Consider the following 21,167-nt stretch of genomic DNA (forward strand, 5'->3'; position numbering starts at 1 on the left):
CTTACAGTTCAGCGACCAGTTTATCAACGATGTCGCTGTTAGCAGCTTCATCCACGGAACGTTCGATGATCTTCTCGGCGCCGGCAATTGCCAGCATCGCGACTTGCTTACGCAACTCTTCACGAGCGCGCTTACGTTCGGCTTCGATCTCAGCCTGAGCCTGCGCCACGATTTTGTTACGTTCCTGCTCGGCTTCGGCTTTCGCTTCATCCATGATCTGAGCTTTGCGTTTGTTTGCTTGCTCGATGATCACCTGAGCTTCTGCTTTAGCAGTTTTCAGCTGGTCGGTCGCATTGGCTTGCGCTAAGTCCAAATCTTTTTTGGCACGTTCTGCAGAAGCGAGACCGTCAGCAATTTCTCCCTGACGCTTCTCGATGGCTGCCATAATCGGCGGCCATACGTACTTCATACAGAACCAGACAAACAGAACGAACGCGATGGCCTGGCCGAGGATTGTTGCGTTAAGATTCACAGCACAATGCCTCTTTAAAAGTTAAATAGTGTGGTTTCAGTGTAGAGAAATTCTCTACTTACGCGACAGCAAACATCACGTACAGACCCAGACCAACAGCGATCATCGGGATGGCGTCAACCAGACCCATAACGATAAAGAACTGTGTACGCAGCAGAGGAATCAGGTCAGGCTGACGTGCAGCGCCTTCCAAGAATTTACCACCCAGGATGCCGATACCGATCGCAGCACCGATTGCCGCTAAACCCATCATCACAGCGGCAGCCATGTACAGCAGATCCATACTCAGGTTTTCCATGACAGTCTCCAGTTTGTTTCAGTTTAAAAGTGCAAGTGTTTTAAGAAAATCAGTGCTCTTCAGATGCCATCGAGAGATAGACAATCGTCAGAACCATGAAAATAAAGGCTTGAAGCGTAATGATCAGGATGTGGAAAATAGCCCAAGGCAAGCTCAGGATCCACTGTGACCACCACGGCAACAGACCAGCAATCAGGATGAAGATCAACTCACCCGCATACATGTTGCCGAACAGTCGCAGGCCGAGTGAAACAGGCTTGGACAGCAGGCTGACACCTTCAAGAATCAGGTTGATAGGAATGAATACTGGGTGGTTGAACGGCTGCATGGTTAACTCTTTAACGAACCCACCAACGCCTTTCATTTTAATGCTATAGAACAGAATCAGGATAAACACACCCAACGCCATCGACAGGGTGACGTTTACGTCAGCTGTTGGCACCACGCGTAATGCCGGCAGACCGAGCTGAGCCCCGATGAACGGCAGGAAGTCTACCGGGATCAGGTCCATCATGTTCATCAGGAATACCCAAACAAACACCGTCAGCGCCAGCGGAGCAATGACCTTGCTCTTGCCGTGATACATATCTTTGACGCTGCTGTCGACGAATCCAACGACCAGTTCCACTGCGGTTTGCAGTTTGCCCGGCACACCGCTGGTGGCGTTTTTGGCAACCTTGCGGAAAATCACCAGGAACAAAACCCCGAGGACAACGGAGAAAAACATCGAGTCGAGGTTAATCGACCAAAAACCAGTCCCGACCTGAAGTTGCGTCAGGTGGTGACCGATATACTCCTGTGGACTGTTGTATCCCTCTGCAGACATGATGCCTCTACCCTTATTTAGTTAATTTCGGTAACTGTTAATCACGGCGGGTGCCACTATCTGCACCACTAACACCGCTAAATAGGTCAGGCCAAGCGGTATAAACGCCGCTTTGAACACCCCAAGCGCCACGATCAACAAAACTATGGTGATCAAGACCTTCAATCCTTCGCCGATGGCAAACGACCAGGCAACCCGACCGGGTGCCGGCGTCTGCGCCTGATGGCGCAAGGCAAACAGCATAAACATGGTACTCGGCAACCAGGCAGCCAGACCGCCTGCCAGTGCCGAACCGCTCCATTCCAGGCTTTTCAGACCGAAAGCAGCGCTGATCAGAACAAAAGTCATTAACTGCAGAAACAGCAATTTGCGAGCAACTTTTCCGCTGTAAAGGGACACAGACATGACGTTTGTTCTCTCCGTACCCCAGAGTGGGTATGCTGAGTGACGTATAAAACTGTCTTTGCTGCTCTGAGTCAAGCTGCAAAAAACGAGCAAATTATACGGGGCATACCAACGAATTCAATCGATAAGTAGCGAAAAGGTGAACAATTATTTAAATTTCCCCATTTGAGGCTATTTTCACAAGAAAACAGTCGGAATAATAGGGCTCATTTAATTGTCTGATTATTCCAGCGTTACAGTAAGAAACGTGGTACTGCTCACAGTAATACCTGTTTCTGATTTATAGCCCATCAAAAGCAAAAGCGTCTTTAGCAAATTGGGCGATCAAAAAGATATTATAAATCAAAATATTACAAGTTAACTGTTCAAAAACAATCCGTATACCCGATAAAAACCTTTTATTGACAGCTTCGGGGACAATATTACAACAGGCAATTAACATTAGCAGTAAAGCAAGATCCTTCACTTATCGTTGCTAACGTAACTATTACGATCTGCAATTACCTTATTGTCGCTAATTGGCGGCTATTTTTGTGTTAATAAAAAGTAAATTAACTAAAAAAACCATCATTTAATTAGCCTGCTTATCTTCCCTATTGCCACTATCTTTTAATTCACGCTTATTTGATCAAAAACAAACTCAGTTTGCCTTAAGGATGATCAGGTGGCGTTCACCTTCAAGCTCCGGCACCTGCAGACGTACCACCGATTCCAGTTGTATGCCTTCTGGCAGCTGTGTCAGTTCTTCGTCCGGACGCACCCCTTTCAGCGCATAGAAGCGCCCCTGCCCTTTTGCCGGCAGATGATGACACCAGGACAGCATATCTTGCAGAGAAGCAAAGGCACGGCTGATAACACCGTCAAACGGCGGCTCCGCCGGGAAATCCTCAACACGACTTTGCACCGGTTCAATGTTAGTCAGACCAAGCTCATGTTGTACCTGGCGTAAGAAACGCACGCGCTTGCCCAAACTGTCCAGTAAGGTGAAGTGAGCATCAGGACGAACGATCGCCAGCGGAATGCCTGGTAAGCCAGGGCCGGTGCCAACGTCGATGAAACGAGAACCTTGCAGATGTGGATTTACCACAATGCTGTCGAGAATATGGCGTACCAGCATTTGCTGCGGATCACGCACTGAAGTGAGGTTGTAAGCTTTGTTCCACTTGTCCAACATACCAACATAACCCAGCAACTGCTGTTTTTGCTGATCGGGAAGCGCAATGCCTGCTGCCGACAGCAGCGAGTCTAATTTTTTCTGCACAACGTGTCCTCTGACAGGCGCGGAACGGCAAGCCGGTTAGGGCTGGCCAAGGTGGCGACTATGATAATTCAGGGTTGGGGTGATGTCAGCGATCGTTTGTTTATCAAGTAAACAAACGATCGCCTAAAAGCAGTATTTATGCGCTGCGGCGCAGCAGCCCCTGCTTTTTCAGCCAAATCAGTAGAATTGAGATTGCCGCAGGGGTAATGCCTGAGATACGTGAAGCCTGGCCGATCGAGTTCGGCTTATGGTCATTCAGTTTGGCAATTACTTCATTCGACAGACCGGAAACTTGCTGATAATCGAGATCCAAAGGCAGCACCGTATTTTCATTGCGCTGCTGTTTTTCGATCTCTTCCTGCTGGCGAGCAATATAACCTTCGTATTTTACCTGTATCTCAACTTGCTCAGCGGCTTGAACATCAGCCAGCGGTGGTGCGAATGCCGCGACAGAGGTCAATTGGGTGTAATCCATTTCTGGACGACGCAGCAGCTCTTCACCGTTGGCTTCACGCGATAACGGCGCTTTCAACAGTGCGTTGACCTGATCGACGTTCTCAGCATGCGGATGCATCCAAATGTCACGCAGGCGCTGGCGTTCTTGTTCGATACGCTCGAGTTTTTCGCTAAAGCGTGCCCAGCGGGTGTCGTCAACCAAACCCAACTCGCGGCCTTTTTCGGTCAGGCGGATATCGGCATTGTCTTCACGCAACATCAGGCGATATTCGGCACGAGAGGTGAACATACGGTACGGCTCTTTGGTACCCAGCGTGCTGAGATCGTCCACCAAGACGCCGAGGTAAGCTTGATCGCGGCGTGGAGACCAACCTTCATCTTCGTTGGCGTAACGGCCTGCATTCAGACCCGCTAATAAGCCTTGAGCAGCCGCCTCTTCATAGCCGGTAGTACCGTTAATTTGCCCAGCGAAGAACAGGCCCTGGATAAATTTGCTTTCCAGTGTCGGTTTCAGATCGCGTGGATCGAAGAAATCATACTCAATGGCATAGCCTGGTCGAATGATCCGGGCATTTTGCATCCCTTCCATTGAGCGAACAATCTGCATCTGCACGTCAAACGGCAAGCTGGTGGAAATGCCGTTTGGATAAATCTCATTGCTGGTCAGGCCTTCTGGCTCGAGGAAGATCTGGTGCGCGTTACGATCGGCAAAACGCATCACTTTGTCTTCGATCGACGGGCAGTAACGTGGGCCGATCCCTTCGATGATCCCGGCATACATCGGGCTGCGATCGAGGTTATTGCGGATCACGTCGTGCGTTTTTTCGTTGGTGTAGGTGATGTAGCACGCCATTTGTTCTGGGTGCTGTTCCGCATTGCCCATAAACGAGAATACGGGGATAGGAGTATCACCGTGTTGCGGTGCCAATACGCTGAAATCGATAGTCCGGGCATCGATACGCGGAGGCGTACCGGTTTTCAAGCGGTTAACACGCAAAGGTAACTCACGTAAGCGCTGTGACAATGAGATCGACGGAGGATCCCCTGCACGGCCACCGCTGTAGTTTTCCAGGCCGATGTGAATCTTGCCGTCCAGGAAGGTACCGACGGTCAGCACAACCGCCTTGGCGCGGAATTTCAACCCCATTTGGGTCACCGCCCCGACGACGCGATCGTTTTCCACAATCAGATCTTCGACGGGCTGTTGGAAGATCATCAGGTTTGGCTGGTTTTCCAGTGCGGTGCGTACAGCTTGGCGATACAGCACACGGTCTGCTTGAGCACGAGTGGCTCGCACCGCTGGGCCTTTGCTGGAGTTTAGTATCCTAAACTGGATACCTGCATGATCGATCGCAGTCGCCATTAGGCCGCCAAGTGCATCAATTTCCTTAACCAGATGCCCTTTACCAATACCGCCAATCGCCGGGTTGCAAGACATCTGCCCCAACGTATCGATATTGTGTGTCAATAATAAAGTCTGACGTCCCATGCGTGCCGCAGCCATAGCGGCTTCGGTACCGGCATGTCCACCACCGATGATGATGACGTCAAATTGCTCTGGATAAAACATGGAACTGCACCTCGCCGTATTGCGAACGATCGTTGTTTGCCCTGGGGTGGGCGATTCTACTCAAGTTTAGTCGATCGACCAAGTGGTCAGGATCGTAGGTAATTAAAAGAAGATCTTTTTTATTTAAAGATCTCTTTATTAGATCTCTTATTAGGATCGCGATCTTCTGTGGATAAGTGATTATTCGTGATTGAGATCAGCGAATTAAGGAGGATCGTTAGCTGTGAATGATCGGTGATCCTAAGGCTTATAAGCTGGGATCTAAATGGCATGTTATGCACAGGACAAAAAGCGACCTAAGGTTGTTATTGGGATAACTACTGGTTTTACCCTGCTTTTAAGCTTAGTTATCCACAATCGTTCGGGTGAACTTTGTACGAATTAGAGTAAATTAATCCACTTTTTCACCCATTCCTCAGCTGGATCCTCAGGAATTTCGTGTTCAGTCACGTCGATCTCTAGCCGATCGCCGATCCTTTTCGCTCCACGAGCAATCAGAAGATCGTCGATCCGTTGGATCGCACCACAGAAAGTATCGTATTCAGAGCTGCCTAAACCCACTGCACCGAACTGCACCTGGGATAAGTCAGGAAGCTGTTCTTCTATTTGTTCCAGCAGGGGTTGCAGATTATCAGGTAAATCACCGGCGCCGTGGGTAGAAGACACCACCAGCCAACGCCCGGACAGGGTCAGTTCATCCAATTCAGGGCCATGCAGGGTCTCAGTCGTAAAGCCCGCGGCTTCCAGCTTTTCAGCCAGATGCTCGGCTACGTACTCAGCACTGCCAAGGGTACTGCCACTGATCAGAGTAATGTCTGCCATGAAATGAATGATCCCAACCTTCTCAAAGTGGCAGCATTGTACGCTGTGAATCGGCTGGGATCTACCTGTGGATAATATGGGTATAGTAAATAATTGGCTAAGGAGTGATGGTACGCATGATGGGGTTCTGCAGCGAGATCAGGGTTTCAGTAGACTGGATCTCGTCTATCGTCTGGATCTTGTTGATAAGTACTTGTTGCAACGCATCTATCGAGCGGCACATCACCTTAATGAACACGCTGTAATGGCCGGTGGTGTAATAAGCCTCTACCACTTCTTCCAGGCTTTCGAGCTTTTTCAGCGCGGAAGGATAGTCTTTAGCACTCTTTAATATAATGCCGATAAAACAACAGACGTCGTAACCCAATCGTTTGGGATTTACGTCTACCCGCGCACCGGTGATGATACCGGCTTGTTTCATCTTCTCTACCCGCACATGAATAGTGCCGGGGCTCACTGCAAAATTCTTCGCCAGTTCGGCATACGGTGTGCGTGCGTTCTCCATCAGGGCGTTAAGGATGCCGCGATCGAGATTATCGATCTGATAATTTTCAGCCATTTAATCCCCCACTCATTGCTGATTATTGAATTATTACCGTATCAAAATGAATGATTAAAAGTGAAAAGGCAATATTGATTAGTGGATATTGAATTACGGTGCGGTTCTGTTGCTTAATCAGTGGCAACAGAGACAGATTTATAAGAGATACGGCAATGAAAAAACAGTTTATCCAAAAACAACAACAAATCAGCCTGGTTAAATCCTTCTTCTCTCGCCAATTAGAACAGCAGCTGGGTTTGATCGAGGTGCAAGCACCGATCCTCAGCCGCTTGGGAGATGGTACCCAGGACAACCTGTCTGGCAGCGAGAAAGCTGTGCAGGTAAAGGTAAAAACGTTGCCGGATGCGACCTTTGAAGTGGTGCATTCACTGGCCAAGTGGAAGCGTAAGACTCTGGGCAGCTACGACTTCGGCGCTGGTGAAGGCCTGTATACCCATATGAAAGCGCTGCGTCCGGACGAAGATCGTCTGAGTGCGATCCATTCGGTCTATGTCGATCAATGGGACTGGGAGCGAGTGATGGGCGATGGCGAACGTAGCCAGGATTACCTCGAAAGCACCGTGCGCAGCATTTATGCGGCGATTAAAGCGACCGAAGGTGAGGTCAGCCGCGAATATGGCTTAACGCCGTTCCTGCCAGAACAGATTCATTTCGTGCACAGCGAAACCCTGTTACAACGCTACCCTGAGCTGGATGCCAAAGGCCGCGAACGCGCGATTGCCAAAGAATTGGGCGCGGTATTCTTGATCGGCATTGGCGGCAAACTGTCACACGGTAAATCACACGATGTGCGAGCGCCGGATTATGATGACTGGACGACGCCAGCAGCAGACGGCCTGGCCGGTTTGAACGGCGATATTCTGGTATGGAACCCGGTTCTGCAGGACGCGTTTGAGCTTTCATCCATGGGGATTCGTGTTGATGCCGGCGCACTGAAACGTCAGTTGGCGCAAACCGGTGATGAAGACCGCTTAGCACTGGAATGGCATCAATCACTGTTGCGTGGCGACATGCCGCAAACTATCGGTGGGGGTATCGGTCAGTCGCGTCTGGTGATGCTGCTGCTGCAACTGTCTCATATCGGCCAGGTACAATGCGGTGTGTGGTCACCGCAAGTACGCGAAGCGGTCGACGGGCTGTTGTAATTATCAGCGCCGCCAGCGGCGCATCAAACGGCTTTTTAACCCGGTATCAAAGCGCCAGATATGATCGAATATGCGCATGATGCCGGGTTTGCCGTAGCTGGACATGGCCACCGCGTGAAAACGCTGTTGGTGGCTCTGCTGCTGCTGTTTCACCTTCTTTATTACGTCTTCCGGCAACCGCTGGGCGATAAAATCTGAAATGATCACCGCGTCGGCGTCAAACCAACCGCTTTCAGCCATTTTGCTCACCGTAGCGTTCAGGCATGCCGCCAGATCGGTACCGCCGCGAAAGTGTTGACCAAGAAAACGCACTGCTTGCTCAATACCGCTGGCCGCCGTGAGTTCGTAATGCACGATTTGATTGGCGAATAACATGATGTAGCAGCGGCGGTTATCTGCTAACGCAATGCGTAACAGCGCCAGGCAGAAGGCTTTTGCGCACTGTTCATTAAACCCGCCCATGGAACCTGAAGTATCCACACAGACAATAAATGGCCCGCGAGGCTGTTGATCCTGTTGCTGGTGGGTAACCTGACGGATCGTGATCTGTTCCTGCCAGACATCGCCTTGCAGACGATAACTTAACAGCCGTTTTTCCAGCAGCCGGCGATAAAATTCAAACTCCAGCTCTTCAATGCCCAACGTAACCAGCTCGGGCGGCAGCAGACGAAGAATGTCGTCGCTTTGATGAATACCGCTAACTTCCTCAGGCAGCGTGGCCGGCACCTGCACCATCACGCGAAACGGCTCCGGCAGCGCATCCTGTTGCTGCACTGCTTTGGCCTGATAGCTGCGACCAAGCTGCTGCGCCAGCTTTTTCAGCTCGGGCTGTTGCTGCAAAAAGTTGCCGTACTCCACCAGCCGCTGATAGTCACCGCGCTGCAAATGGCCTTTACTCATATCCCACAACCGCCCCGCGGCAGTGTCATTTTCCGACAAGAGCGGCTCTAGCGCGCCACTCAGCGCCAGGCGTTCCTGCAATTCGGCCATCAGTTGTTCACGTTCCTGTTCCAATAACTGATGATGCATCATGGTAGCCTGCAGCGTCAGACTGATACGCCAGCGCTGTAGAAACAGGGTTTGGAAGCTGTCATCCAGCGGATGGTTAGGCAGATCCGCTGCATCCACCAGCGTGCGGGCCTGCTCATAGAAAGGAGAAACCAGTTGGCGCAGTAGGTCCAGGGTGTCATTAAGGTTATGAAAGAACTGGGTGTTGTTTTCTAATTGGCACTGTTGGTAGCGATAAAATTCCTGTGCCAGCGCGGGCGGTACCATGGCCTCATGAAGGCGTTCTTTGAGTTGCAGCTTCCAGCGCGGTAGATCGTTATCCAACGCTCGACGTATTGCGGGAAACTTTTTGAAGAAAACCGTCAGCTGCGGCGCGGCCAGCATGCCGATGATCATCTCCTCGATCAGCTCACCTTCGGTGATCGCTAACAGCAGATCGAGTGTTTCCAGACTGAGCATAATTACTGGCCGCGCATCTGCTGGTGCTGCTGTTTGATTTGTTCCGCCACTTGCAACAGGCTGGCTTCAATTTTTGCCAGGCCAGCCGCGGGGGTAAACAAGCAGGGCTGATGCTGACTGAACAACCGACGTTGCTCCGCCAGGCGCTGCGCCAGTGCGTCCATTTCATCCAGCATCGCCTGGGGTGTTCCGCCGGTCTGTATGCCGGGCAGGGCCAACAGTGAGGGCTGACGGCTAACATCCAACACGGTGAGATGCAGTTGTTCGTCTACTTCCAGATCAATTTGTTGTGCAAAGCCAATGCCATTGAGCTTAGCGCGTACGTCACCGCCTTTTTGCAGCCAGTTTTCCAGAACGCTATTTTCAATACTCAGATGGTTAACCTGAATATCATGCAGTTGCAGTGGCTTTTGCAGTAACAAGGTCAGGGCGCCGGCCCCAAGCGGTGTTGCCAGGGCATACTGCGGTTTCCTGCTGAACATGCCGCCTTTTTTTACTAAGGCGATCGCTCGGCTGTCACTCTGCTGTTGCTGATGCTGCACCCAACGGGTGTGAATCTGTTGAAGTTGAATCAATAACGTTTGCTGTTGGTAGGCTGACTCGGTCAGCAACTGGTCAATTTGCTGTTGCAGCAGTTTCAATGAGGTGAGGTCGTGCCACAGGCAGTCTTTCAATAGCATCAGGTCAAGCGGAGCCACGGCATCGCGGCCGCTGAAGAAAGCACAGGCCTGTAACAGCCGAAGTGCTTTTTTCCACCGACGATCGGAGACATAAGGGGCGTGGTCTAATGCATCCAGCCGTTGGCGCAACTGGAAGATCAGTTCAAAGCACGTTTCTGGCAGCTTGATTTTGTCTATCTGTGGCTGCCATTGATGATACTCCTCGTCACTGATGCTCAGCGCTTCCGGCACCGGGTTTTCATTCTCGTTCTGACGACTGACCAGCAGTGAGCGGAAATTCTGTTTGTCCTGCACTTTATCCAACCACAGGCGTATCAGCATACGGTCGTACAGGGCTTCCAGGCTGTTATCGGATTCCGGCAGTTCGTTAGAGGCCGTGACCAGCAATCTTAGTGGGATCGGCTCTTCCGCGTTACCGTTACGGAAGCGACGTTCGTTGATCGCCGTGAGTAACGTATTGAGGATCGCCGGGCCCGCTTTCCAGATCTCATCCAGGAACACGATTTCTGCCTCGGGCAGATAACCGGCGGTCAGGCGCTGATAGCGGCCTTCATCTTTTAATGCCTGGATAGACAATGGGCCGAACACTTCTTCTGGCGTTGAGAAACGCGTCATCAGATATTCAAATGAGCGCGCGCTGCGAAAGGCAAATTTTAACCGGCGTGCGATCAAGCTCTTGGCGATACCGGGTGGGCCAAGCAGAAACACGCTTTCGCCGCTTAGCGCTGCCAGCAAACACAGGCGAATTGCTTCCTGTCGTTCATAAAGGCCGCTCTCAAGCGCGTTGCTGAGGCGGGATATCCGTTCTGCCAGAAGTGATGATGGCGCCATATTATTGCCGTGTTGTCCGAGAGTTAGCCAATCTTGGTGGATAATCCGATGATAAACCACCATTATTTTTAATGGTATAGCTTGTTGATTAGTAAAATCTTTCTATTATCAAAAGAGCGGCTGGTTCACATTTTGTTTATTTTTAGGGTCTGATATAAGAGTAGGCAAGCAGTATAAATCGTGCATACTGTGCGCCTTTTAGTGGGCGTAACGGATCTTAGAGCCCGTATCTCTGGCTGATGCGGATGCATCGCTAACGGATGTTCTAATAAAGAAACGAATTATGAGCACAGAGCATAAACAGTCTTTATCGGCGGTAACCCTTGCAGCGATTGGGGTCGTTTACGGTGATATCGGCACCAGCCCTCTCTATACTCTCAGAGAGTGTTTCTCCGGCCATTATGGCTTCGATGTTCGTCCAGACGTTGTTTTCGGCTTCCTGTCACTGATTTTCTGGATGCTGATCGTCATTGTTTCCCTGAAATACCTTACCTACGTCATGCGAGCGGATAACGCCGGTGAAGGCGGTATTCTGACGTTGATGTCATTGGCTGGGCGCCACACGTCGGCGCGCACCACCGCTATATTGGTGATTCTGGGCCTGATTGGTGGCAGCTTCTTCTATGGCGAGGTGGTAATCACGCCAGCAATATCGGTGATGTCGGCGATAGAAGGGCTGGAAATTGCAGCCCCGTCGCTTGATCCCTATATCGTTCCGCTGTCTATCTTGGTGCTGACGGTGCTGTTTGCCATTCAGAAGCACGGTACGGGGAGCGTCGGTAAGCTGTTTGCGCCAGTGATGTTACTGTGGTTTATCGTGCTGGCTGTGTTGGGTGCACGTAGCATTATGGCCAACCCAGAAGTGCTGCAGGCGTTAAACCCGAAATGGGCGCTGAACTTCTTTATTGAATATAAGAAGGTTTCGTTCTTTGCGCTGGGGGCGGTAGTGTTGTCGATCACCGGTGTCGAGGCGTTGTACGCCGACATGGGGCACTTTGGTAAATTCCCTATCCGCCTGGCCTGGTTCACCGTCGTGTTGCCTTCACTGGTGCTGAACTATTTCGGCCAAGGTGCGCTGCTACTGAAAAACCCTGAGGCCATCAAGAACCCATTCTTCCTGTTAGCCCCGGACTGGGCGCTGATCCCGTTATTGATCCTGGCGACGCTGGCCACGGTTATCGCCTCTCAGGCGGTGATCTCCGGCGTATTCTCACTGACGCGTCAGGCAGTACGTCTGGGTTACCTGTCACCGATGCGCATTATTCATACGTCGGAAATGGAGTCGGGCCAAATTTACATTCCGGTGATCAACTGGACACTGTATATCGCGGTGGTATTAGTGATTGTCGGGTTTGAACACTCCAGTAATTTGGCCGCGGCATACGGTATTGCCGTAACTGGGACCATGGTACTGACCAGTATTCTGGTGACCTCCGTGGCGATCAAAAACTGGCATTGGAACCGCTTCTTCGCGGTGGGCATTCTGGTCATCCTGCTGATTATTGACGTGCCGATGTTCGCTGCAAACGCCTTGAAGCTGTTCTCTGGCGGTTGGCTGCCGCTGCTGCTGGCGCTGGTGATGTTCATCATCATGACAACCTGGAAAAGCGAACGCTTCCGCTTACTGCGTCGCATGCATGAGCACGGTAATTCCCTTGAGGCGATGATTGCTTCATTGGAGAAATCACCGCCGGTGCGTGTGCCTGGTACTGCGGTATTTATGTCGCGTGCCATCAACGTGATTCCTTTTGCCCTGCTGCATAACCTGAAGCACAACAAGGTGCTGCATGAGCGGGTGGTGCTGTTGACGCTGCGTACTGAGGATGCGCCTTACGTACATAACGTACGCAGGGTGACTATCGAGCAACTGTCACCGACCTTCTGGCGGGTGGTGGCCAGCTATGGCTGGCGCGAAACGCCGAACGTTGAGGAGGTGTTCCACCGCTGCGGGCTGGAAGGGCTACCGTGCAGGATGACGGAAACCTCGTTCTTTATGTCGCACGAGTCGCTGATTCTCACTAAACGCCCCTGGTATTTGTTCTTGCGTGGCAAGTTGTTTATCGCATTGAGCCGTAACGCGCTGCGCGCGCCAGACCAGTTTGAGATCCCACCGAATCGGGTGATCGAACTCGGCACCCAGGTCGAGATTTAACTCTCCCTCAAGGGCTCAGCAATCGCTGGGCCCTTTCTGTTGATGTTCTCGGTAACACGAGCGAAACGTTTCGATAATGATCACATTTCTGCATTATCCCGGTTGCCTTCTCCTGACGTTTTTTTAAACTCCAGACACAAGCGAAACGTTTCGCTGGCGGAATGAGAAAAAGAAAATGAAAAAAGGCGTGCTGCTGAATGCTGATGTCTCTGCCGTGGTTTCCCGCCTCGGCCATACCGATCAGATCGCCATTTGCGATGCGGGGTTGCCTATTCCAGCGGCAACGCAGCGTATCGATCTGGCGCTGACGCAGGGAGTGCCGACGTTTTTACAGGTGCTCGAGGTGGTGACTCAGGAGATGCAGGTAGAAAGCGCCATTCTGGCAGAAGAGATCATCAAACAAAATCCGCCGCTCCACAACGCATTGTTGGCTCAACTGACCGAACTCGGCCAACATCAGGGCAATACCATTAGCGTGAGCTATATCAGTCACCGTGCCTTCAAAGCGCAAACTGAACACAGCCGGGCGGTGATCCGCAGCGGGGAATGCTCGCCATACGCGAATGTGATCCTCTGTGCCGGCGTAACTTTCTGAGGCGTCTATGCAACCTTTACTGCAACTGAAAGGGATCGATAAAGCCTTTCCCGGCGTGAAGGCGCTTTCCGGCGCTGCGCTCAGCGTTTATCCCGGCAAGGTGATGGCGCTGGTGGGGGAAAACGGTGCGGGAAAATCCACCATGATGAAAGTGCTGACCGGCATTTATAACAAAGACGCCGGCAGTCAGTATTTTCTCGGTAAAGAAGTGGCGTTCAACGGCCCGAAGGATTCGCAGGAAGCGGGTATAGGTATCATCCATCAGGAACTTAATCTGATCCCGCAATTGACGATTGCGGAGAACATCTTTCTCGGGCGTGAGTTTGTCAACCGTATCGGCCGCATCGACTGGAAACGCATGTATGCCGAAGCCGACAAACTGCTGGCGCGGTTGAACCTGAGTTACAGCAGTCACCGGCTGGTGGGTGAACTGTCGATTGGCGATCAGCAGATGGTGGAAATCGCCAAGGTGCTGAGCTTCGAATCGAAGGTCATCATCATGGATGAGCCAACGGATGCGTTGACCGACACCGAAACCGCTTCTTTATTTAAAGTGATCAACGAACTTAAGGCCGAAGGGCGAGGCATTGTTTACATTTCGCACCGGTTGAAAGAGATTTTTGAAATTTGCGATGACGTTACGGTATTTCGTGATGGGCAGTTCATCGCCGAACGACCGGTCAGCGAGCTGCAGGAAGATTCGCTGATAGAAATGATGGTAGGCCGCAAGCTGGAAGAACAATATCCGCGTTTGAATCAGCCGCGTGGTGAAAAACGGCTGGAAGTCAGCCAGGTCTCCGGCCCGGGCGTGCATGACGTCAGCTTTACGCTATACCGCGGCGAAATACTTGGTGTTGCCGGGTTGATGGGCGCTGGGCGTACCGAGTTGATGAAAATTCTCTACGGCGCCGCACCGCGTAAAGCCGGTACCGTCAAACTCGACGGACATGAGGTGGTCACCCATTCTCCACAGGATGGCTTGGCAAACGGCATTGTGTATATCTCCGAAGACCGTAAGCGCGATGGCCTGGTGTTGGGGATGTCAGTGAAGGAAAACATGTCGCTGACTGCGCTGCGTTATTTCAGCCGTGCCGGTGGCAGCCTGAAACAGGCCGAAGAACAGCAGGCGGTGGGCGATTTCATCCGCTTGTTCAATATCAAGACACCGTCGATGGAACAGCCGATAGGCCTGCTCTCCGGCGGCAACCAGCAGAAAGTGGCAATTGCCCGCGGCCTGATGACGCGGCCAAAGGTGTTGATCCTCGATGAACCAACGCGGGGGGTCGACGTCGGTGCCAAAAAAGAAATCTATCAGTTAATCAACCAGTTCAAGCAGGAAGGGTTGAGCATCATTCTGGTGTCGTCGGAAATGCCGGAGGTTATGGGCATGAGTGACCGTATTCTGGTCATGCACGAAGGACATCTCAGCGGCGAGTTCCCGATTGAACAGGCCACCCAGGAAGCGTTGATGGCTGCGGCTGTTGGCAAGCAATACGGCGTAAAGCAGGAGTAATCAGATATGAGTTCCCAGAGTGTGGCAAAACGCTGGTTCAGTAAAGAGTGGCTGTTAGAGCAAAAATCACTGATTGCTCTGCTGGTGCTGATCGCCGTGGTTTCTTCAATGAGCCCGAATTTCTTCACGGTAAACAACCTGTTCAATATTCTGCAGCAAACGTCGGTGAACGCCATTATGGCGGTAGGGATGACATTAGTGATCCTCACTTCCGGCATTGATTTGTCGGTAGGATCGTTGTTGGCATTGACTGGCGCAGTGGCGGCGTCGATCGTCGGTTTTGAAATTAACGCGGTGGTTGCCGTCGCGGCGGCATTGGCATTGGGTGCGGCAGTGGGCGCCTGTACCGGGGTGATCGTTGCCAAAGGCAAGGTTCAGGCATTTATTGCCACCCTGGTCATGATGCTGTTATTGCGCGGGGTCACCATGGTGTACACCAACGGCAGCCCGGTGAATACCGGCTTTACCGACGTGGCGGACACTTTCGGCTGGTTCGGCATCGGCCGCCCATTGGGGGTTCCAACCCCGATCTGGATCATGGCGATCGTATTTATCGCTGCCTGGTACATGCTGCACCATACCCGTTTGGGCCGTTATATTTATGCCCTGGGCGGTAACGAAGCGGCGACCCGCCTGTCCGGTATCAGCGTCGATAAAGTAAAGATTATCGTCTATTCACTCTGTGGATTGCTGGCTGCGCTGGCGGGCGTGATTGAAGTGGCGCGTTTGTCTTCGGCACAGCCAACCGCCGGTACCGGCTATGAGTTGGACGCCATTGCAGCAGTCGTGCTGGGCGGTACCAGCCTGGCGGGTGGCAAAGGCCGCATTGTTGGCACGCTGATCGGGGCGCTGATCCTTGGCTTCCTGAATAATGGCCTGAATTTATTGGGTGTTTCTTCCTACTACCAAATGATCGTGAAGGCAGTGGTGATACTGCTGGCGGTTCTGGTAGAGAACAAAAGCAACAAATAACCTCCCCCTACAGGAATCACGATGATGAAAATGAAAAAATTGGCAATTCTGGCTTCAGCCTTCGCGCTGAGCGCTACTCTGAGTGCTAACGCACTGGCTAAAGACACCATCGCGCTGGTGGTCTCTACCCTGAATAACCCGTTCTTCGTTTCGATGAAGGAAGGCGCACAACAAGAAGCGAATAAACTGGGCTACAACCTGGTGGTGCTGGATTCGCAAAACAACCCGGCGAAAGAGCTGGCAAACGTGCAGGACCTGATGGTGCAAGCACCTAAGTTGCTGTTGATCAACCCAACGGACTCTGATGCCGTTGGTAACGCTATCAAGATGGCTAATCAGGCCAAGATCCCTGTCATCACATTGGACCGTGTGGCGAGCAAAGGTGACGTCGTCAGCCATATCGCGTCTGATAACCGTGTCGGCGGTAAAATGGCCGGTGATTTTATTGCCAAAAAAGTCGGTGCAGACGCTAAAGTGATCCAGCTGGAAGGGATTGCCGGTACTTCTGCGGCACGTGAACGCGGCGAAGGGTTTAAACAGTCTCTGGATCAGAACAAATTCAAACTGTTGGCTAGCCAACCGGCAGACTTCGACCGTACCAAAGGGTTGAACGTGATGCAGAACCTGCTGACCGCTCACCCAGACGTGCAGGCCGTTTTTGCACAGAATGATGAAATGGCGCTGGGTGCACTGCGTGCACTGCAAACCGCCGGTAAAACCGATGTGGTCGTGGTAGGCTTCGACGGCACTGCCGATGGCGTGAAAGCGGTTGAAGGCGGCAAACTGGCGGCAACCGTGGCACAGCGTCCAGATCAAATTGGTGTGATCGGCGTAGAAACTGCCGACAAAGTGCTGAAGGGCGAAAAAGTACCGGCCACGATTCCGGTAGATTTGAAACTGGTCACCAAATAAGACACACCCGCGCCATCTTATGATGGCGCGCAATTCAGGAATCAATGCGATGGAAACAGGTAAGCTGGTGGTTCTGGGCAGCATTAATGCCGACCATATCCTCAATATTGAGCATTTCCCACATCCGGGTGAAACGGTGATCGGGAAACAGTATAAGGTGGCGTTCGGTGGCAAGGGCGCTAACCAGGCGGTGGCTGCAGGGCGCAGCGGGGCAGATATCGCCTTTATCGCCTGCGTGGGGGCTGACGATATCGGCGAACGCATCCGCAAACAGCTGGCGACCGATCGCATTGATACCCAACCGATTGAAGCTATTGCCGACAGCACCACCGGCGTGGCGCTGATTTTCGTCAACGCGGAGGGCGAGAATGTGATCGGCATTGATGCCGGCGCCAATGCCGCAGTGACACCAGACTATCTGGCGCGTTACCAGCAAAAGATTGTGGATGCCGATGCGCTGCTGATGCAGCTCGAATCTCCGTTGGAGACCGTTATTGGCGCCGCCAAACTGGCGAAACAGCACCAAACTCAGGTGATCCTCAATCCGGCACCGGCACGTGAATTGCCGGATGAGCTGCTGGCAATGGTCGATATGATCACGCCAAACGAGACAGAAGCCCACCGCCTGACCGGTATTACGGTCAACAATGACGATGATGCTGCGCAAGCCGCCCAGGCTTTGCATGATAAAGGCATTGCCACGGTGATCATCACTCTTGGTAGCCGAGGTGTCTGGCTGAGTGAGCAGGGTAACGGCAAATTGGTGCCAGGTTTTAAGGTTAAAGCGGTAGACACCATCGCTGCCGGTGACACGTTCAATGGCGCACTGGTAACGGCGCTATTGGAAGGGAAAGTGATGGCTGATGCGGTGCGCTTTGCTCATGCGGCGGCGGCGATTGCGGTGACCCGACCGGGCGCACAGCCTTCCGTGCCTTGGCGCGAAGAGATTGATGCCTTTTTGCAGCAGCAGGAGTAATCCCTTTGGCCACCATGAAAGATGTCGCCCGTCTGGCGGGTGTTTCAACCTCGACGGTCTCGCACGTCATTAATAACAATCGCTTTGTCAGCGACAGTGTGCGAGCTAAAGTCATGGCGGCCGTTGAACACCTTAACTATGCCCCCTCTGCACTGGCGCGTAGCCTCAAACTGAATCAGACGCGCACCATCGGCATGTTGGTCACCTCCAGTAACAACCCTTTCTATGCTGAGGTCGTACGCGGCGTTGAACGCACTTGCTATGAGCGTGGCTACAGCCTGATCCTGTGCAATACGGAAGAGGACGCCGCGCGCATGAATCGCAACATGGAAACGCTGCTGCAAAAACGTGTCGATGGTTTGCTATTAATGTGCACCGAGAACCACCGGCCATCGCAAGATGCGCTGAGCCGTTATCCCTCACTCCCTATAGTGATGATGGACTGGGCTCCGTTCGAGGGGGCTAACGACATTATCCAGGACAATTCGTTGCTGGGCGGTGAGATGGCGACCGATCACCTGATCGCCCGCGGGTATCGCAAAATTGCCTGTATTGCCGGGCCACAGGATAAAACCACGGCACGCCATCGGTTAGAAGGCTATCGCCGGGCGATGCAACGCGCCGGGTTGGCTGTCCTGCCGGGATATGAAGTGCACTGTGATTTTGAATTTGAAGGTGGCGTTGATGCCATGAAACAATTGCTGGCGTTGGCTGAGCCACCGCATGCGGTATTTGCCGGTAATGACGCTGTTGCGGTAGGGGCCTATCAGGCCTTGTACCAGGCCGGGTTATCGGTACCGCAGGACATGGCAGTGATGGGCTACGATGATATTGAGCTAGCCAAATACCTGGCTCCGCCACTCAGTACTATTCACCAGCCAAAAGATTCTCTGGGGGAGCTGGCGATCGATGCGTTGATCAACCGCCTGCAAAACCCAGAACGTGACGCTCAGGTTTTGGTTTTAACGCCTGAGCTGGTGGAGCGCGCCTCGGTGGGGTGGCGTTAACCTGTGACCTTTGCCGGTTTCTTTGGGTCTTGGCCGCTGATCAGGTTACGGCCGTCTTTTCTTCTTAATAATAGAAACACAAATGCCGACGCCACGGTGACAATGCCCATGGTAATAAAGGTGTAGTGGAAGTGATCAACCATGGTGCCGAGTGACATCGTTTGATAGAAACGCAGTACCGCCGCACTGATCGCCACGCCGAAGCTAATGGATAATTGTTGCGTGACGGCCAGCACGCTGTTGCCGGAGCTGGCATTGCTGTCGTTCAGGTCAGCCAGGCTGATGGTGTTCATGGCGGTGAATTGCGTAGACATGGCCATTCCCAGCACAAACAGCGGCAGAATCATCAACCACAGCGGCATGCCAGGGCTTTGCAGTGCGAACTGAGCTATCAGTACGCCAATAATGATGGTGATACCAACCAATGTTTTGCGATAGCCAAACCACCGCAGCACTTGAGTGACGGTGGATTTTGCCATCAACGAACCGACGGCTGTCGGTGCCATCATGCAACCGGCAATTATTGCTGAGTAACCAAAACCGACTTGCAGCATCAACGGCATCAAAAACGGAACACAGCCGGTACCAAGGCGTGAGGCAACATTACCGGCAATGCCTACCGAGAAGGTCCGGGTCTGGAATAAATCCAGGCCAATGAGGGGCTGGGGGTGTCTGCGGGCATGGGCGATATAGCCAAACAGCATCACCACGCCGCTGAGCAGAATGCCCAGAGAGATATAGCTGGCCAGGACTTGTTCACCAAACAGCTCCAACCCAGTGGAAACCAGCACCAGGCTCAAACCAAACAACATAAAGCCAATAAAGTCGAAGCGGCGCTTGGGCGTGGTGAAATCCGGCATATATTTGCGTGCATAGAAGATGCCGAGCAGGCCAATGGGGATATTGATAAGGAAAATCCAGTGCCAGGTGGCATAGGTTACCAGCCAACCGCCCAGCATCGGGCCCATGATCGGACCAACCAACCCGGGCATGGTCACGAAGTTCAACACCGGTAACAGTTCGCTGCGCGGGTAGGCCCGTAGCAGCGCCAAGCGTGCCACGGGCATCATCATCGCACCGCCGACGCCCTGAATGACACGTGACGTCACCAGAACACTTAGCGTCGGGGAAAGGGCGCACAGCAGAGAGCCGAGAGTAAACAGCGAAACCGCGATGATAAACACGCGGCGGGTGCCGAAGCGATCTGCCAGCCAGCCGCTGACCGGGATCAGCATGGCGACCGTCAAGGTGTAGCTGATCACGGCCGACTGCATTGCCAACGGAGAGCGCTCCAGGCTTTGAGCTATTGCCGGTAACGCGGTATTGAGGATAGTGGCGTCCAGCGCCTGCATAAAGAACGCCATTGCGGCGATCCAAGGTAGCCCTGCCATACTGCGCGCGGATTTAATCATTATGAGTCCTGGTTAACCGTCGTATTCGTCCCTTTCATCTTTCTTCTATATATAAGTAGGGAGTGAGTTAGTCTTTTTCTCTGAGCAAAATTTGGCAGGCGGCTAATGCCTCTGCGCTGTCACCGGCGAGTATTGCATCGACGATGGCCTGATGGTGCTGCAGCTTAATCACTTCGTTACCGGTAATGGCACGGAAGTAACTTTGATACACCGAACTGAACAAATTAGCGAACGACGTTAGAAACGGATTGCCGCTGGCCTCATAGATGAGCTGGTGGAACTGGGTATCAACCTGAATCCAGTGTTCGCGATCGAACTGGATATGCAGTGCTCGCATCTCTGCCATCAGTTCAGCCAGCCGGGCGGTTTGCTGAGTGCTGGCATGGGCCGCCGCCAGTGAGCAGGCCTGAGGTTCCAATGAGGTGCGTAATATAAGGAAGTGCTGCATCACCTGATCGAAGTTCTCTTTGGTCATCCACCAGGTCAGTAAATCCTGATCGAGAAAATTCCATTGGCTTTGTGGCATCACACGGGTACCGATGCGTGGGCGAGGTAACAGCATGCCTTTGGCCGCCAGCATCTTCACAGCTTCGCGTACCGCTGTGCGGCTAACGCCGAATTGTTCACCCAGCTCCATCTCCCCGGGCAGGATGCTACCGGCCTGATAATCGCCTGCCAGAATTTGTTGGCCGAGTTTTTCTGCAAGAAGATAAGAAAGATTGCGTTGGGCGGCCTGTTGTTGAGCATTAAATTGCATGGCTGCGATTCCTTTACTGACATTGTTACTCTTATTTTACTCCACGGACCGCCAGCTTTTGTGGCTGTTTACCGGA

Annotated in this window: 20 protein-coding genes; 8 read left to right on the plus strand and 12 right to left on the minus strand. The window is 52.4% G+C overall.

The annotated features are described in order from the left end of the window. Window position 1: 1 nt before the first annotated feature. The 8 genes from atpF to asnC all read right to left on the minus strand — a co-directional run bounded on the left by atpF (window position 2) and on the right by asnC (window position 6,669). The gene (gene atpF / locus ACI2J2_RS19475) at window positions 2–472 is read right to left on the minus strand and encodes a F0F1 ATP synthase subunit B (protein WP_004950476.1); all 471 of its coding nucleotides are present in this window, start codon (window positions 470–472) and stop codon (window positions 2–4) included. 58 nt (window positions 473–530) lie between these two features. Beyond that, on the minus strand, window positions 531–770 hold the full coding sequence (atpE, locus tag ACI2J2_RS19480; RefSeq protein ID WP_004093904.1) for a F0F1 ATP synthase subunit C: 240 nt from the start codon (window positions 768–770) through the stop codon (window positions 531–533). A 49-nt stretch (window positions 771–819) separates the two neighbouring features. Continuing rightward, on the minus strand, window positions 820–1,596 hold the full coding sequence (atpB, locus tag ACI2J2_RS19485) for a F0F1 ATP synthase subunit A (RefSeq protein ID WP_265556630.1): 777 nt from the start codon (window positions 1,594–1,596) through the stop codon (window positions 820–822). Between the two features lie 21 nt (window positions 1,597–1,617). Then, window positions 1,618–2,001: a F0F1 ATP synthase subunit I gene (atpI, locus tag ACI2J2_RS19490; protein ID WP_209638099.1), complete on the minus strand. Its 384-nt coding sequence runs from the start codon at window positions 1,999–2,001 to the stop codon at window positions 1,618–1,620. A gap of 640 nt (window positions 2,002–2,641) precedes the next feature. Then, the gene (rsmG, locus tag ACI2J2_RS19495) at window positions 2,642–3,262 is read right to left on the minus strand and encodes a 16S rRNA (guanine(527)-N(7))-methyltransferase RsmG (RefSeq protein ID WP_404760653.1); all 621 of its coding nucleotides are present in this window, start codon (window positions 3,260–3,262) and stop codon (window positions 2,642–2,644) included. A 136-nt stretch (window positions 3,263–3,398) separates the two neighbouring features. After that, a complete protein-coding gene (mnmG, locus tag ACI2J2_RS19500) occupies window positions 3,399–5,288 on the minus strand; it encodes a tRNA uridine-5-carboxymethylaminomethyl(34) synthesis enzyme MnmG (protein ID WP_404760654.1) in 1,890 nt (629 codons plus the stop codon). A 381-nt stretch (window positions 5,289–5,669) separates the two neighbouring features. Continuing rightward, a complete protein-coding gene (gene mioC, locus ACI2J2_RS19505) occupies window positions 5,670–6,110 on the minus strand; it encodes an FMN-binding protein MioC (protein ID WP_265556628.1) in 441 nt (146 codons plus the stop codon). A 97-nt stretch (window positions 6,111–6,207) separates the two neighbouring features. After that, complete coding sequence (asnC, locus tag ACI2J2_RS19510) at window positions 6,208–6,669, minus strand: transcriptional regulator AsnC (protein ID WP_004950461.1); 462 nt, start codon at window positions 6,667–6,669, stop codon at window positions 6,208–6,210. 155 nt (window positions 6,670–6,824) lie between these two features. Here asnC and asnA point away from each other — a divergent pair, with 155 nt between their 5' ends. Continuing rightward, complete coding sequence (asnA, locus tag ACI2J2_RS19515; RefSeq protein WP_209638103.1) at window positions 6,825–7,817, plus strand: aspartate--ammonia ligase; 993 nt, start codon at window positions 6,825–6,827, stop codon at window positions 7,815–7,817. Window positions 7,818–7,820: 3 nt separating this feature from the next. On the opposite strand, the gene viaA is transcribed toward asnA, so the two are convergent. Beyond that, window positions 7,821–9,284 (minus strand): ATPase RavA stimulator ViaA, encoded by a 1,464-nt coding sequence (gene viaA, locus ACI2J2_RS19520; RefSeq protein ID WP_209638105.1) that lies wholly within the window; start codon window positions 9,282–9,284, stop codon window positions 7,821–7,823. 2 nt (window positions 9,285–9,286) lie between these two features. Further along, window positions 9,287–10,795 carry an ATPase RavA gene (ravA, locus tag ACI2J2_RS19525; protein ID WP_404760655.1) on the minus strand — a complete coding sequence of 503 codons (1,509 nt, stop codon included), beginning with the start codon at window positions 10,793–10,795 and terminating at the stop codon, window positions 9,287–9,289. A 283-nt stretch (window positions 10,796–11,078) separates the two neighbouring features. Here ravA and kup point away from each other — a divergent pair, with 283 nt between their 5' ends. From kup to rbsR, 7 genes are all read left to right on the plus strand, one after another. Beyond that, complete coding sequence (kup, locus tag ACI2J2_RS19530) at window positions 11,079–12,947, plus strand: low affinity potassium transporter Kup (RefSeq protein WP_209638109.1); 1,869 nt, start codon at window positions 11,079–11,081, stop codon at window positions 12,945–12,947. 175 nt (window positions 12,948–13,122) lie between these two features. Next, window positions 13,123–13,542 (plus strand): D-ribose pyranase, encoded by a 420-nt coding sequence (gene rbsD / locus ACI2J2_RS19535; protein ID WP_209638111.1) that lies wholly within the window; start codon window positions 13,123–13,125, stop codon window positions 13,540–13,542. A gap of 7 nt (window positions 13,543–13,549) precedes the next feature. After that, entirely contained in the window at window positions 13,550–15,055 is a 1,506-nt protein-coding gene (gene rbsA, locus ACI2J2_RS19540) for a ribose ABC transporter ATP-binding protein RbsA (RefSeq protein WP_209638113.1), read from the plus strand. Between the two features lie 6 nt (window positions 15,056–15,061). Then, window positions 15,062–16,027 (plus strand): ribose ABC transporter permease, encoded by a 966-nt coding sequence (gene rbsC / locus ACI2J2_RS19545; protein WP_037421280.1) that lies wholly within the window; start codon window positions 15,062–15,064, stop codon window positions 16,025–16,027. A 24-nt stretch (window positions 16,028–16,051) separates the two neighbouring features. Continuing rightward, window positions 16,052–16,939 carry a ribose ABC transporter substrate-binding protein RbsB gene (gene rbsB / locus ACI2J2_RS19550; protein WP_037421308.1) on the plus strand — a complete coding sequence of 296 codons (888 nt, stop codon included), beginning with the start codon at window positions 16,052–16,054 and terminating at the stop codon, window positions 16,937–16,939. A 49-nt stretch (window positions 16,940–16,988) separates the two neighbouring features. After that, the gene (gene rbsK / locus ACI2J2_RS19555; RefSeq protein ID WP_404760656.1) at window positions 16,989–17,915 is read left to right on the plus strand and encodes a ribokinase; all 927 of its coding nucleotides are present in this window, start codon (window positions 16,989–16,991) and stop codon (window positions 17,913–17,915) included. A 5-nt stretch (window positions 17,916–17,920) separates the two neighbouring features. Then, a complete protein-coding gene (rbsR, locus tag ACI2J2_RS19560) occupies window positions 17,921–18,922 on the plus strand; it encodes a ribose operon transcriptional repressor RbsR (RefSeq protein ID WP_404760657.1) in 1,002 nt (333 codons plus the stop codon). On the opposite strand, the gene mdtD is transcribed toward rbsR, so the two are convergent. Together mdtD and ACI2J2_RS19570 are read right to left on the minus strand one after the other, a co-directional pair. Continuing rightward, window positions 18,919–20,334 (minus strand): multidrug transporter subunit MdtD, encoded by a 1,416-nt coding sequence (gene mdtD / locus ACI2J2_RS19565; protein WP_404760658.1) that lies wholly within the window; start codon window positions 20,332–20,334, stop codon window positions 18,919–18,921. The genes rbsR and mdtD overlap by 4 nt on opposite strands. A 67-nt stretch (window positions 20,335–20,401) precedes the next feature. Next, window positions 20,402–21,091 (minus strand): FadR/GntR family transcriptional regulator, encoded by a 690-nt coding sequence (locus tag ACI2J2_RS19570; RefSeq protein WP_209638122.1) that lies wholly within the window; start codon window positions 21,089–21,091, stop codon window positions 20,402–20,404. Window positions 21,092–21,167 lie beyond the last annotated feature (76 nt).

Source organism: Serratia sp. NPDC087055 (assembly GCF_044900985.1).
Lineage (GTDB): Bacteria > Pseudomonadota > Gammaproteobacteria > Enterobacterales > Enterobacteriaceae > Serratia.

Coding starts and splice junctions, on each gene's coding strand:
- mdtD (WP_404760658.1), bottom strand. CDS start 20,334: ATGATTAAATCCGCGCGCAGTATGGCAGGGCTACCTTGGATCGCCGCA.
- rbsK (WP_404760656.1), top strand. CDS start 16,989: ATGGAAACAGGTAAGCTGGTGGTTCTGGGCAGCATTAATGCCGACCAT.
- mioC (WP_265556628.1), bottom strand. CDS start 6,110: ATGGCAGACATTACTCTGATCAGTGGCAGTACCCTTGGCAGTGCTGAG.
- kup (WP_209638109.1), top strand. CDS start 11,079: ATGAGCACAGAGCATAAACAGTCTTTATCGGCGGTAACCCTTGCAGCG.
- viaA (WP_209638105.1), bottom strand. CDS start 9,284: ATGCTCAGTCTGGAAACACTCGATCTGCTGTTAGCGATCACCGAAGGT.
- ACI2J2_RS19570 (WP_209638122.1), bottom strand. CDS start 21,091: ATGCAATTTAATGCTCAACAACAGGCCGCCCAACGCAATCTTTCTTAT.
- rbsB (WP_037421308.1), top strand. CDS start 16,052: ATGAAAATGAAAAAATTGGCAATTCTGGCTTCAGCCTTCGCGCTGAGC.
- rbsA (WP_209638113.1), top strand. CDS start 13,550: ATGCAACCTTTACTGCAACTGAAAGGGATCGATAAAGCCTTTCCCGGC.
- rbsD (WP_209638111.1), top strand. CDS start 13,123: ATGAAAAAAGGCGTGCTGCTGAATGCTGATGTCTCTGCCGTGGTTTCC.
- atpE (WP_004093904.1), bottom strand. CDS start 770: ATGGAAAACCTGAGTATGGATCTGCTGTACATGGCTGCCGCTGTGATG.
- atpI (WP_209638099.1), bottom strand. CDS start 2,001: ATGTCTGTGTCCCTTTACAGCGGAAAAGTTGCTCGCAAATTGCTGTTT.
- ravA (WP_404760655.1), bottom strand. CDS start 10,795: ATGGCGCCATCATCACTTCTGGCAGAACGGATATCCCGCCTCAGCAAC.
- rbsC (WP_037421280.1), top strand. CDS start 15,062: ATGAGTTCCCAGAGTGTGGCAAAACGCTGGTTCAGTAAAGAGTGGCTG.
- atpB (WP_265556630.1), bottom strand. CDS start 1,596: ATGTCTGCAGAGGGATACAACAGTCCACAGGAGTATATCGGTCACCAC.
- asnC (WP_004950461.1), bottom strand. CDS start 6,669: ATGGCTGAAAATTATCAGATCGATAATCTCGATCGCGGCATCCTTAAC.
- mnmG (WP_404760654.1), bottom strand. CDS start 5,288: ATGTTTTATCCAGAGCAATTTGACGTCATCATCATCGGTGGTGGACAT.
- asnA (WP_209638103.1), top strand. CDS start 6,825: ATGAAAAAACAGTTTATCCAAAAACAACAACAAATCAGCCTGGTTAAA.